Annotated in this window: 12 protein-coding genes; 10 read left to right on the plus strand and 2 right to left on the minus strand. The window is 61.9% G+C overall.

All coding sequences use genetic code 11. The annotated features are described in order from the left end of the window. The first annotated feature begins 98 nt into the window (after positions 1-98). Complete coding sequence (locus EI290_RS13190) at positions 99-536, plus strand: hypothetical protein (protein ID WP_125431019.1); 438 nt, start codon at positions 99-101, stop codon at positions 534-536. A 119-nt stretch (positions 537-655) separates the two neighbouring features. On the opposite strand, the gene EI290_RS13195 is transcribed toward EI290_RS13190, so the two are convergent. After that, positions 656-1,363, minus strand: coding sequence for a hypothetical protein (locus EI290_RS13195; protein ID WP_125431022.1), 708 nt, complete (start codon positions 1,361-1,363; stop codon positions 656-658). 156 nt (positions 1,364-1,519) lie between these two features. Here EI290_RS13195 and EI290_RS13200 point away from each other — a divergent pair, with 156 nt between their 5' ends. The 3 genes from EI290_RS13200 (at position 1,520) to EI290_RS13210 (ending at position 4,387) form a co-directional block, all read left to right on the plus strand. Then, on the plus strand, positions 1,520-1,969 hold the full coding sequence (locus EI290_RS13200) for an ABA4-like family protein (RefSeq protein ID WP_221766261.1): 450 nt from the start codon (positions 1,520-1,522) through the stop codon (positions 1,967-1,969). Between the two features lie 11 nt (positions 1,970-1,980). Further along, positions 1,981-2,820, plus strand: a complete 840-nt coding sequence (locus EI290_RS13205) for a hypothetical protein (protein ID WP_125431025.1) — start codon at positions 1,981-1,983, stop codon at positions 2,818-2,820. 118 nt (positions 2,821-2,938) lie between these two features. After that, positions 2,939-4,387, plus strand: coding sequence for a nitrilase-related carbon-nitrogen hydrolase (locus EI290_RS13210; RefSeq protein ID WP_125431028.1), 1,449 nt, complete (start codon positions 2,939-2,941; stop codon positions 4,385-4,387). Between the two features lie 4 nt (positions 4,388-4,391). On the opposite strand, the gene EI290_RS13215 is transcribed toward EI290_RS13210, so the two are convergent. Beyond that, a complete protein-coding gene (locus EI290_RS13215) occupies positions 4,392-5,936 on the minus strand; it encodes a hypothetical protein (RefSeq protein WP_125431031.1) in 1,545 nt (514 codons plus the stop codon). A gap of 171 nt (positions 5,937-6,107) precedes the next feature. On the opposite strand from EI290_RS13215, the gene EI290_RS22465 reads away from it, so the two are divergent. The 6 genes from EI290_RS22465 (at position 6,108) to ilvC (ending at position 12,895) form a co-directional block, all read left to right on the plus strand. After that, a complete protein-coding gene (locus tag EI290_RS22465) occupies positions 6,108-6,281 on the plus strand; it encodes a hypothetical protein (RefSeq protein ID WP_185816983.1) in 174 nt (57 codons plus the stop codon). Positions 6,282-6,325: 44 nt separating this feature from the next. After that, positions 6,326-7,213 carry a branched-chain amino acid transaminase gene (locus EI290_RS13220; protein WP_125431034.1) on the plus strand — a complete coding sequence of 296 codons (888 nt, stop codon included), beginning with the start codon at positions 6,326-6,328 and terminating at the stop codon, positions 7,211-7,213. Between the two features lie 259 nt (positions 7,214-7,472). Beyond that, positions 7,473-9,200 carry a dihydroxy-acid dehydratase gene (ilvD, locus tag EI290_RS13225; RefSeq protein WP_125431037.1) on the plus strand — a complete coding sequence of 576 codons (1,728 nt, stop codon included), beginning with the start codon at positions 7,473-7,475 and terminating at the stop codon, positions 9,198-9,200. Then, positions 9,157-10,902, plus strand: coding sequence for a biosynthetic-type acetolactate synthase large subunit (ilvB, locus tag EI290_RS13230; RefSeq protein ID WP_125431040.1), 1,746 nt, complete (start codon positions 9,157-9,159; stop codon positions 10,900-10,902). The genes ilvD and ilvB overlap by 44 nt, the downstream gene beginning before the upstream one ends. A gap of 128 nt (positions 10,903-11,030) precedes the next feature. Beyond that, positions 11,031-11,621 (plus strand): acetolactate synthase small subunit, encoded by a 591-nt coding sequence (gene ilvN, locus EI290_RS13235; RefSeq protein ID WP_125431043.1) that lies wholly within the window; start codon positions 11,031-11,033, stop codon positions 11,619-11,621. Positions 11,622-11,800: 179 nt separating this feature from the next. Next, positions 11,801-12,895 (plus strand): ketol-acid reductoisomerase, encoded by a 1,095-nt coding sequence (gene ilvC / locus EI290_RS13240; protein ID WP_125431046.1) that lies wholly within the window; start codon positions 11,801-11,803, stop codon positions 12,893-12,895. The last annotated feature ends 130 nt before the right edge of the window (positions 12,896-13,025 follow it).

Here is a 13,025-nt window from a genome sequence, read left to right on the forward strand (position 1 = left end):
CACTGCGGGCACTGGTAGCCCGGTCATGCTGGCCAAATATGTTTACTTTCCAACACCCGGCTCCCGGCTTTTTTCTCCCATTCCCCCAATCTATCTGCATGAAACGCCTTTTCTACACGCTTTTATTGCTGGCTGGCCTGTTGGCTGCCAGCACCGCCCCCACGCACGCTCAATCGTCGCCGGTGGTCCGGCCGGCGGTTCCGGAGCCCGTGCGTTACGAGTTTTGTGAGCTGATGCGCACCGGCTTTGTAAACATCGGCAAGCCGGAGAAGGAGAAATCCGGCGACATTTACGTGGACTTCGGCTACGGCTACGAAAAGCTGGGCGGCTCGGAGCAAATCGTGCGCGAGGCCGGTAAGATTCAGGTATTTGCCACAACCATCAGCGCCCTTAACTACATGGGCGGCCTGGGCTGGGAAATAGTGCAGATTCTGGAGCAGCCCATCAACTATAGCAAAGGGGAGCCCAGCGAATACGTGCGCCGCTACGTACTGCGCCGCCCTCTGTCAGCCAAAGGTATTGCCGTGCCCCGGTAGCGGGAGGATGAAGGATAAAGGATGAGGGATAAGGGATGAGAGATAAAGGACACCGTTAAACGACTATCCCTCATCCTTTATCCTTCATCCCTTATCCTTCATCCTTTATCCTTTATCCCTCATCCTTTATCCTTCAGCCCCTTCTGGGAGAAAAGCCGCTCGTGGCCCCGTACTACTTTTAGCAAGTCGCCGAGAAACAGCTTCACCCGGCCAAAGAAGATAAAGCCGCTGATTTGATCCTCCGGCTGCTGGCCTGAGGCAAAGACCTGCCGGTACCCGGTGCCGGCCCCCAGCCCTACCCAGCGAAACACGCGGTAATGCGCCGCTACCGATGGCTCTGCCAGGTACAGCACCTGCTTATTGGTGCGCAAAACTCCCCCGTCCGGAAAGGAATACTTGGTGTAGTAGCTACCAATGCCCAACTGCAGCGGGGTGCTCAGCTCCCAGCGCGGGTTTCCAATGAACACATATTCGCCGTAGGCCGCCAGATACCGAAAGCGCACCTCGTCGCGGGTGCCGGCCGGAAACCCGGCCGGCTGGACAGCGCGCGTGGGCACTCCGCCTGACAGGCGGTATACACCCAGCCCGGCCCGCCACCGGCCGCGCCACTCTATGCCCCCTTTTACCCCATTAATGCCCACTACCGTTCCGTTGAGGATGGAATAGCGCTGGTCGAACTGAAATACGGCCCGGCGGTGCGACTGGCGCACGAAGGTGCTATCGTCGGGCGGGGGCAGAGCGGGGCAGCCCGCTACTGCGGTACCCACTGACCCGGCCAGGGTCAGGCTGCTCCAACGCAGGGCGCAACGCATAACAGCAATTTTCACGGCCCGAAGGTACGCGCTGGGGCGGTAGAGGTTTCCGCCTGGCCACCGGATTTTTCCGCTTCGCCCGGCTGGCCCCTACACTTGGCCCTGAATAGGATAGGTGGAGGCCGGGCTTTTAGGCATGTTTGTGGCCGAACCTTCTACTTGCCATCCGCCATGCCTCTGCACCCTGATTTCGTATTTTCCCTGGCTAACTCGGTTGCTATGGTGGGCTGGGTCCTGCTGGTGCTGGCTCCGCGCTGGCGGGTAACGCGCCTGCTGGTACGCAGCGGAGCGCTGCCGCTGCTGCTGGCCGGAGGCTACGCCCTGCTCATTGGCAGCCACTACCTGGGAGCTCATGCCTCGGAAGGCGGCTTTGGCTCCTTAGCGGAGGTAGCTGCCCTGTTCCGGAACCCCTGGGCCCTACTGGCCGGCTGGGTGCATTACCTCTGCTTTGATTTGTGTTTGGGCATCTGGGAAAGCCAGGATGCCGAGCGGCGCGGCCTGCCCCACTGGGCGCTGGTGCCCTGTCTGCTGCTCACGTTTCTGTTTGGGCCGGTTGGCCTGCTGCTGTACGCCCTGGTCCGGCGCTTTTTGGGCCGCGCAACGGATACTTCCCTTACCTAATATCCCTGACCATGTCTGCTGCCTTACCGCTGAACCCCGTTTCTGCTGTTCCTGCTACCCACCCTGCCTGGGCATGGCTGCGGCTGCTGCACCGCGTAAATCCTGTGCTAAGCCTGGCCGGCTGGCTGAACGTGCTGCTGTGCTTGGTGGCGCTACTGCTGCTGCCCCTGGATAGCCGGGTGGTAACCGGTGCGCCGGTGTGGCTGAAGCCGCTCAAGTTTACTATCTCCGTTGCTGCCTACACCTGGACGCTGGGTTGGCTCCTGGCCGATTTGCCCGCCCAGGCGCAGCGCGCGGTTCAGCGCATCAGCTGGGGAGTGGCCGTGTGCATGGTGGTTGAAATCGGCTGCATTTTCCTGCAGGCGGCCCGGGGTACTACGTCGCATTACAACAGCGCTACCGCCTTTGATGGCCTCGTTTTTGGGCTGATGGGCGTGTTTATTCTGCTGAATACCCTGCTCACCGGGGCGGCGCTGTATCTGGTGTGGCGCTACCGCCCGCATGGGCCGGCCGGCTACGTGTGGGGCGTACGGCTGGGGCTGCTGGTGTTTCTGGTGGGCTCGGTGCTGGGTGGCACTATGATAGGCCTGAACCGCCACACCGTGGGCGCCCCCGATGGGGGACCGGGCCTGCCGGGCCTGGGCTGGAGCACCCGCGCCGGCGACCTGCGCATTGCCCATTTTCTGGGTATGCATGCCCTGCAGGCTCTGCCCCTGCTCGGCTGGGGCTTGAGCCGCCGAGTGCCTACACGGGCCGTATTGTTCACCGGGCTGGGTACGCTGCTGTATGCGGCCCTAGTTGCGTACCTGTTTTTCTCGGCCATGCAGGGGCGTCCCCTGCTACCGGCGTAACGTATCTGCCGGCAGTGGTAGCAGACTCTCTTGTACACTTTGCTGTGAAATGCCGGTATTTTGAACCGGATACAGCTGCATTTGCCAACCAAGAGTTGAGGCCCCCCTTCTTTCTGCTATGCCCTTCACAACCATCACCTCCCGCCGCGCTCTGGTTTTCAACCTTGTAGCCGCGCTATTCACGGGGTGGCTGCTACGGTTTGTAGTGGGGCTTGAGCCAGTATGGTGGCTGGTCTGGCTGGTTCCGGCTTTCCTGTTGTGGCTGGCCCTTCGACTGGATGGCCACCAAGCGCGCTGGCTGGTGATACTGGCCTCAGCCATTGGGGCCACTGCCAACCTGCCGTACTACCGGCTGGTGATGCCCGACGTAGCGGCTGTTGCCGTACTGGGAGCCCAAACACTCCTGTGGTCATTCACGGTTATGGCCTCGCGGCGGGTGATTCTACGCTACCGCAGCTGGTGGACGGTAGTTGTATATCCGGTGCTGTGGGTAGCCCTGGACACCCTGATGGCAACCTTACTGCCCGATGGTAACTGGAACAGCCTGGCCTATTCTCAGGCTACGGTTCTGCCGCTGCTTCAGGTTACAGCCCTGGGTGGCGTAGCGGGGTTGCTGTTTCTGGTTACGCTGGTGCCGGCCGCCCTGGCCCTCGGATGTACTTACGGCCGCCGCCTGCCATGTGGGTACCTGGCATACGCTGCGCCGGTTTTGTTCACGCTGATGGCGTATGGCTACGGTTCCTGGCGACTCCGGCAGCCGGTTACGGGTGCCAGCACAACGTTCGGACTGGCAAGCATTGACGATGCCATTGGCCGACAGGCAACCACTGCCTATACAGCCAATATTCTGCAGCACTATGAAGCCCATGTTGCCCGCCTGGCCGCACAGGGCGCGCAGGTTGTTGTGCTGCCAGAAAAAATTGCCGATTTATCCCCGGGGCAGGTGCCCGGCTGGCAACACCGGTTCAGCCGCTGGGCCGCCAGAAACCGGGTATGGCTGGAAGCAGGAATAGGACTGGACAACAGCGGTGAGCAAACCAATCTGGCTTGGCTATTTGCCCCGGATGGCAGACTTTCCGCAGTCTATCAGAAGCACTTTTTAGCCCCCCCGGAGCGGGACTTTACGGCGGGTACGCTGTATAGTGTGCGCACCATTGCCGGGCTACACTACGGGCTGGCAATCTGCAAGGACATGCATTTTGCCACCCTGGGCCGCGCCTACGGCTCCCGGCGGGCAGCTGTGCTGTTGGTACCTGCCTGGGATTTTGATCTGGATGCCGCACTAGCCGCCCGCATGACGGCTACGCGCGGCGTTGAGAATGGCTATATGGTGGTGCGCTCCTCCCGGAGTGGATGGCTAAGTGTGAGCGACGCGCACGGCCGCTTCATTGCCCGGCGCGCCAGTAGTGCCATACCCGGCAGTACGCTGCTGGTAAACACCCCCGTGCCCCAACAGCTGCCCACGCTCTACACCCGCACAGGTAATGTGCTAGGCTGGCTGTGCGTGCTAGCCGGGGCTGGTTTTTTGCTTGCAGGCCGCCGGGGCAGAGGTACGCCTGCCCGGTAAAGCACTACTTCAACCCGGCAAATTTGCGGCGAATTACCTCCTGCACCGGCACATTTTCGATTTTACTTTCCAGCCAGGAAATAATGTCCAGGTACAGAAAAGGCCGTCGTTCATAAGGGTTTTCGGCAATTTTGGTCAGCTCATTCTTCAGCTTCAGGAAAGCATCTTTCAACTGGGAAGGTGCCACTGTACCCAGCCCGCGCAGAAACCGAAAAATGGCCTCCTGCATGGGTTGCTGGTCGTTCATCTTGCCCAGAAAGCGGTACACCGAGCGCACCTGATACTCCAGCGCCTCGTCGCGGCCGGCCTCGTAGTGGGCAATCAGGCTCAGGATGCGGGCAAAACACTGGATATCCTCGCGCAGGTTAGCCTCCTTGAAGTAAATTACCTTGTCCAGGTACTCTATGGCCTTAAGGGGTTGCCCGCTGCCAAAGTATAAGCTGGCAATTTTGTAGTAGAACACCAGCCGCCGGTGCGAGTCCAGCTGCATCCGGAACCGCTCCAGGTTTTCCAGCAGGTCGGGTACTACTTGCAGACCAGCCGTGAATTCTCCCCGCATAAAATATCCGTTGAGGCGGTTGGTATAGATGTAGAGAAACAACAGGGCTTCAATGTTGGGGTTGCTGCGCCGGTCGGGGTCGGCGGCATAGGCTTCCAGCTGCCCCAACACCTCCGAAAACCGACTGTAGTACAGCATATTGTAGGTGGTCACCAGCACATTGTGCATGCCTTTGATGTAGAGCATGGGCTGTTGCTCACACATCAGCTGGTTGTGCTCAAACAAATCCACCCACTTCTGGGCGTAGCGGTAGCACTGCCGGAAGTTCTGCGTGATGGTATAGTACCACACATGCGCCTGGTAAAAATAGAGCTGCTCAAAAAAGCTGGCCTGGCGCGGGTCCAGGGCGGGCAAATCCCGGCGGAAATAGGCGGTAATGGTATCGTAGTCCTGCTGGTTGCGGGTGTGGCCTATCTTGAGGTAGCGCCCGTACATGCGCAGCGCCAGGTTCGACAGCTCATGCTCGCGCCCAATGTGCTGCACCGTGTCGGTGGCTTCGTCGGAAAGCTGCCGGGCCCGCCCCTGAATGCTCCGGGTAATGTATTGACCCTCAATCAGCTTCTCAAAATCCAGCGCCAGCAACACAATGTGGCGCAGCTCGGCCTGCTGGGCCGTGGCTTTTACTTTTTCCAGCATACGCAGGCTGTGCTGGTACAGGCCCCGGTTATAGAGCACCCGGGCAAAATCCAGTTGCTCGTGCAACTGAATATCCAGGTTGTGCCCAGCGTGGTACATGCGTAAGCTGGACAGCAGCTGCTTGTAGAGGTTAGCTTTGAGGTTGGCTACTTGTACTTTTTTGATGGCCGGCACCTGGGCCAGCATCCGTTCCTCATCGTACCGGTCCTGCCCGTCCAGGGCATCAAATACCTGCAAAAACTTGAGCCCCTCTGCCGAACCCTGGCGGTTGGCAAACAGGCGGAAGTGGCGCTTTTCGGTGCGGGTCAGCGACTTTATCAGCTGAAAAACCGGGTCAGTACTTTCGTTGGGCATTGTACAAATTCAAAAATTAACCTTTTGATTTTATGATACTTATACAACAAAAGTGATTTTCTAGAAATAGTAGGGCTATTAGAAAGAAGTTTTCAACCGCTAACCCTCTGCGGGTACTTAGCAGCCGAATATCAGCCCAAAGATGCTATGTCAGCTCACTTCTCCACCTCTTTGTCCGCACTATTTTCTGCATTTGCCGGAGCTGGCTGGCGGGCCACCATTCTCACGGCTACGCCCAACGGCCAAACCGTAGCCGGCTCCTACGCCCTGCTCCGAATAGAATCAAACCAAGGCTCGTCGGTTGTGCGGCCTGCTTCGCCTGCATTTCCCTTCCTGCTCCGCTAAGCGGCACGCGGGCGGTTCCTCCGTTTGTCAGTTGTACCACGCTCATGTATTACTCCCCTGATACCGTCGCCTTTCTGGATGGCGAGTTCGTACCGGCCGCGCAAGCTACCTGCGGCGTGTATGCCCAATCGTTGCACTACGGTTATGCCGTGTTTGAGGGCATTCGGGCCTACGCTACGCCGGCCGGCACCCGCATTTTCAAGGCCGGGGAGCATTATGAGCGCCTGCATTATTCATGCAAGGCCATTGGCCTACCGCTGCCGTACTCGGTGGAAGAACTGACGCGCATCAGCTACGAGGTGCTGGAGCGCAACGGCCTGACGGACGCCTATATTCGGCCGCTGGTGTTTGCCGGCGCGCCCAACATGAGCCTGAAGGCGGCTACCACCAGTAATGTGCTGGTGGCCGTGTGGGAATGGGGCAAGTACCTCGGCGACCAAAGCCTGCGCCTCACCGTGTCGCCCTACGAACGGCCCAATCCCAAGGCCGTGCCCATCGAGGCCAAAGTGGCGGGCCACTACGTGAACTCCATCATTGCCAGCACCGAGGCCAAAAGCCGGGGCTACGATGAGGCCCTGCTGCTGGACATGCACGGCAACGTGGCCGAAGGTCCCGGGGCCAACTTTTTCTTCGAGCGCAACGGCGAACTGGTTACCCCTCCGGCCGGCAGCATCCTGCGCGGCATCACCCGCAACACCATCATCGACCTGGCCCGCGAGGCCGGCATCACCGTCACGGAACGGTTTTTTGGCCCTGAGGAGCTGCGCACCGCCGAAGCCGCTTTCATGACCGGCACAGCGGCCGAGGTTATCGGCGTGGCCTCGGTAGACGACGTGGTGTTTGAGCGACCCTTCCAGCAAACCATCGGCGGCATGCTGGCCCAGCACTACCAGGCGCTGGTCACGGGGCAGTCGGTGAGCGTGGCGCTGTAGAGACGCGACACTTCGCGTTTCGGCATCTGAACGACAACCACTGCACAGTAAGTCAACCCCAACGCAACAACCTCAGCAACGACGAGACGCGAAGTGTCGCGTCTCTACAACCGTCAGCCTTTCTGCCTCCCCCTACCAATCATCTGGCTCCCCCTCTCCTTTTCGGAGAGGGGGCCGGGGGGTGAGGCGAACTACCAGAACGAAGCGCCAGATGTGCTGTCATTATTCAGCACATCCGCACATCAGCACATTCCCCCGCATGGCCCTCAACAAATACAGCCGCATTTACACCCAGGATGACAGTCTGCCGGCCTCGCAGGCCATGCTGATTGGCTCCGGCATTGCGGAAGCCGATTTGCGCAAGCCGTTCGTGGGCATCTGCTCCACGGGCTTCGAGGGCAACACCTGCAACATGCACCTCAACCAGCTGGCCGACGCGGTGAAGCAGGGCGTGCAGGAGCAGGACCTGGTGGGGCTGCGCTTCAACACCATCGGCATCAGTGACGGCATCACCAACGGCACGCCGGGGATGCGCTACTCGCTGGTGTCGAGGGAAATCATTGCCGATTCCATTGAGGCCATGGCCGGGGCCCACAACTACGACGCGCTGGCCTGTGTAGTGGGTTGCGACAAAAACATGCCCGGGGCCCTCATTGCCATGGCCCGCCTCAACCGCCCCAGCCTGATGGTGTACGGCGGCACCATCCGGGGCGGCACGTTCAAGGGGCAGCAGCTCAACATTGTGTCGTGCTTTGAGGCCTACGGGCAGAAACTGCAGGGCCAGATTTCGGACGAGGACTACCGCGGCATCATCCGCAACGCCTGCCCGGGGCCGGGAGCCTGCGGGGGTATGTACACGGCCAACACCCTGGCCGCCGCCATCGAAACGCTGGGCCTGAGCGTGCCCTACTCCTCGTCGGCCCCGGCCGAAAGCGCCGAGAAGCAGCAGGAATGCCGCAGCACCGGCGCCTACCTGCGCCGCCTGCTGGAGCTGGACCTCAAACCCCGCGACATTCTGGTGCGCGAGGCCTTCGAAAACGCCATGGTGGTCACCACCGTGCTGGGCGGCTCCACCAACGCCGTGCTCCACCTCATGGCCATTGCCCACGCCGCCGGCGTGCAGCTCACGCTCGAAGACTTCCAGGCCGTGAGCGACCGGACGCCGGTGCTGGCCGACCTCAAGCCCAGCGGCAAGTACCTGATGGAGGACCTATCGGCCCGGGGCGGGGTGCCGGCCGTGCTCAAAACCCTGCTCAACGCCGGCCTGCTCCACGGCGACCTGCTGACCGTAACGGGCCGCACCCTGGCCGAAAACCTGGCCGACGTGGCTCCGCTGGGACCCGAGCAGGACATTCTGCGCCCGGCCAGCAACCCCATCAAACCCGACGGCCACATTCAGATTCTGTACGGCAACCTGGCCCCCCGGGGCGCGGTGGCCAAGATTACCGGCAAGGAAGGCTCCCGCTTCGCCGGCCCGGCCATCGTGTTCGACTCCGAAGAGGAGCTGAATGAGGGCATTGTGCAGGGCCTGATTCAGCCGGGCCATGTCGTCGTCATTCGGTACGTGGGGCCCAAGGGCGGGCCGGGCATGCCCGAGATGCTCAAGCCCACGTCGGCCATCATCGGGGCCGGGCTGGGCGATAAGGTGGCCCTGCTAACCGACGGCCGCTTTTCGGGCGGCACCCACGGCTTTGTTATCGGCCACGTAAGCCCCGAGGCCTACGACGGCGGCCCGCTGGCCCTGGTGGAAAACGACGACTGGATTACGCTAGACGCTGCCGCCAACACCATGAACGTAGCCCTGAGCGACGAGCAGCTGGCCCTGCGCCGCCAGCAGTGGCAGCAGCCCGCGCCCCCGGTCAGCCAGGGCGTGCTGCTGAAATACATCCGCACCGTGAGCGACGCCAGCCACGGCTGCATCACCGATTTAGCCGACCACCGCCATGTTCCCGAACCCGCAGCTTCAGTCCGCGCCAGCCTCGCCTGAGGCCCTGGCCGCCCCGCAGGTATCCGGTGCCGTGGTCCTGTTGCAGGGCCTGGTGGCCGAGGGCGTGGACACCGTGTTCGGCTACCCCGGCGGGGCCATCATCCCCATTTACGATGCCCTGTACGATTTTCAGGAGCAGCTCAATCACGTGTTGGTGCGCCACGAGCAGGGCGGGATTCACGCCGCTCAGGGCTACGCCCGGGCCTCGGGCCGGGTGGGCGTGGTGTTTGCCACCAGCGGCCCCGGCGCCACCAACCTGGTAACCGGTCTGGCCGACGCCCAGATTGATAGTACCCCGCTGGTGTGCATCACGGGGCAGGTGTTTGCGCATCTGCTGGGCACCGATGCCTTCCAGGAAACCGACATTCTGAATATCACCACGCCCGTTACCAAGTGGAACCACCAGATAACGGACGCCCGGGATATTCCGGCGGCGCTGGCCAAAGCCTTCTACATTGCCCGCAGCGGCCGGCCCGGCCCGGTTCTGCTCGACATCACCAAAAACGCCCAGCTGCAGCTGTTCGAGCACGCCGGCCACGAGCCCTGCACCCACATCCGCAGCTACCGGCCCCGGCCCATGGTGCGCCCCGAGTACGTGCAGCGCGCCGCCGAGCTCATCAACCAGGCCCAGCGCCCGTTGGTACTCTGGGGCCAGGGCGTGCTGCTGGGGCAGGCCGAGGCGGAGTTCCGGGAGTTCATCGAAAAAAGCGGTATTCCGGCGGCCTGGACGATTCTGGGGGCCGGGGCGCTGCCTACCGGCCACCCGCTGAACGTGGGCATGCTGGGCATGCACGGTAACTACGGCCCCAACGTCCTCACCAATGAGTGCGACGTACTCGTGGCCATCGGCATGCGCTTCGACGACCGGGTAACGGGCCGCCTCGACAAATACGCCCGCCAGGCCCAGGTGATTCACCTCGACATCGACCCCACCGAAATCGACAAGAATGTGGTGGCCACCGTGCCGGTGTGGGGCGACTGCAAAGAAACCCTGCCCCTGCTCACGCAGCTGGTAGCCGCCCGCCAGCACCCGGAGTGGCGCCAACGCTTCCGCGACCATGACGCCGAGGAAGTAGCCGCCGTGATTCAGGACGAGCTATTCCCGACCCAGGACGAGCTGACCATGGGCGAGGTGATTCACCAGCTCAACGAGCTGACCCAGGGCGAGGCCATTATTGTGACGGACGTGGGCCAGCACCAGATGGTGGCCTGCCGCTACGCCCGCCTCAACCATCCGCGCCTGAGCATTACCAGTGGCGGCCTGGGCACCATGGGCTTTGCGCTGCCGGCCGCCATTGGGGCCAAGTACGGTGCGCCGCACCGCACGGTGGTGGCCGTCATCGGCGACGGGGGCATTCAGATGACGATTCAGGAGCTGGGCACCATCATGCAGACTGGCATCGAGGTAAAGATTCTGCTGCTCAACAATCAGTTTCTGGGCATGGTGCGCCAGTGGCAGGAGCTGTTTCACGAGCGGCGCTACTCCTGCGTAGAAATTGCCAGCCCCGATTACGTAACCGTGGCCAGCGGCTACGGCATTGCCGCCCGCCGCGTAGAGCACCGCCCCGACTTGCAACCCGCCCTGCGCCAGCTGCTGGACCACCCCGGCTCCTTCCTGCTGGAAGTGCGCGTCACCCGCGAAAACAACATCTTCCCCATGGTGCCCCAGGGCTGCGGCGTTGGCGAAATCCGGCTGCGCTGAGGTGAAATGGTGAGGTGGTGAAATGGTGAGTTGACGGGCGGCTGCCGTTCCCGTCTACTCCACTTGCGCCATCAGAACTACCCGAACATCAAACTCACCATTTCACCACCTCACCATTTCACCATCTCATGACTCGCCAGGAATACAACATAACGGCCTATACCGAGAACCAGGTGGGACTGCTTAATCGGCTGGCCATCATCTTCTCCCGACGCAAAATCAACATCGAGAGCCTGAACACCTCGCCTTCGGAGATTGAGGGGATTCACCGCTTCAACATCGTGGTGCACGAGTCGGAGGAGGTGGTGCGCAAGATTGCCCGCCAGATGGAAAAGCAGGTGGAGGTGCTGAAGGTGTACTTCAACCCCAACGAGGAAGTCATCTGGCAGGAAATGGCCCTCTACAAAGTGCCCACCGATATCATTGCCGAGCGGGCGCTGGTGGAGCGGCTGCTGCGCGAGCACGGGGCCCGGGTGGTACTCATCCGCAAGGATTACACGGTGTTTGAAACCACCGGCCACCGCGAGGAAACCGACAAGCTGCTGGCCGTGCTGCATCCCTACGGCCTCATCGAGTTTGTGCGCTCGGCCCGCATTGCCATCATCAAAACCAGCCAAGGCTTCCACCACAAGCTGCGCGAGTTCGAGCGCCAGCAGCCCGGCGAGGAAGTGAGCGAAAACCAGTTCCTCGACCGCCGCGACAAGGTGTTTTCGATGTGACCCCACCCCCGGCCCCTCCCCTCCGGGAGAGGGGTGCGTTCAACGAATCAATATTCTTGAACTCGCGTCTGGCACCCCTCTCCCGGAGGGGAGGGGCCGGGGGTGGGGTCCGCCCGCCAGAACGACTAATAACAAACAACCAGCAACGAACAACTACCAACTAATAACCCCCAACCATCATGGCAACCATCAACTTTGGCGGCGTAGAAGAACACGTTGTAACCCGCGAGGAATTTCCGCTGAAAAAGGCCCGCACCATTCTGCAAAGCGAGACGATTGCCGTGCTGGGCTACGGCGTGCAGGGCCCCGGCCAGGCCCTGAACCTGCGCGACAACGGCTTCCGCGTGATTGTGGGGCAGCGGCCCGATTCGGCTTCGTGGCGTAAGGCGGAGGCCGATGGCTGGGTGGCCGGCGAAACGCTGTTCGGCCTGGAAGAAGCGGCCGAGCGGGGCACTATCCTGGCCAACCTGTTGTCGGATGCCGGCCAGATTGCTGTGTGGCCCACACTTAAGCCCTACCTCACGGCCGGCAAAACCCTGTACTTCTCCCACGGCTTCGGCATCACCTTCAACGACCAGACGGGTATCATCCCGCCCGCCGACGTGGACGTGGTGCTGGTAGCGCCCAAGGGCAGCGGCACGAGCCTACGCCGGCTGTTTGTGGCCGGAGGCGGGTTGAACTCGTCGTTTGCCGTGTACCAGGATGCCACCGGCCACGCCTACGAGAAGGCCGTGGCCCTAGGCATCGGGGTGGGCTCGGGCTACCTGTTCGAAACCGATTTTCGCAAGGAAGTGTACTCCGACCTTACCGGCGAACGGGGGGTGCTGATGGGCGCTTTGGCCGGCATCATCGAGGCCCAGTATCAGGTGCTGCGCCAGCGCGGCCACTCGCCCTCCGAGGCCTTCAACGAAACCGTGGAGGAGCTCACCCAGAGCCTGGTGCCGCTGGTGGGCGAAAACGGCATGGACTGGATGTTCAGCAACTGCTCCGTCACGGCCCAGCGCGGCGCCCTCGACTGGAAAGGCCGCTTCCGCGAAGCTACCCTGCCCGTGCTCAACGAGCTGTACGACAGCGTGGCCTCGGGCCAGGAAGCCGCCCGCACCATCCAGCGCGGCTCTACGCCCGGCTACCGCCAGGAGTTGGAAGCCGAGCTCAAGGAAGTGCGCGACTCGGAACTGTGGCAAACCGGTGCCACCGTGCGCGAGCTACGCTCCCGCGCCGCTGAGAAAGTTGAAACAGAAGAAGCCTACGCCCTGACGGCCAACGGGAATTAAGAGCAACCCAGTAGCGCGCAGCTCCGCTTCGCGCACGAGCGAAGCGAGTACCAGGCGTAAGCTGCGGGCGCGTGGGAACTCGCCTGCGGCTCGTGCGCGAAGCGGAGCTGCGCGCTACTTTTCTCTACCA

The organism is Hymenobacter metallilatus (assembly GCF_003944705.1).
GTDB classification, from domain to species: domain Bacteria; phylum Bacteroidota; class Bacteroidia; order Cytophagales; family Hymenobacteraceae; genus Hymenobacter; species Hymenobacter metallilatus.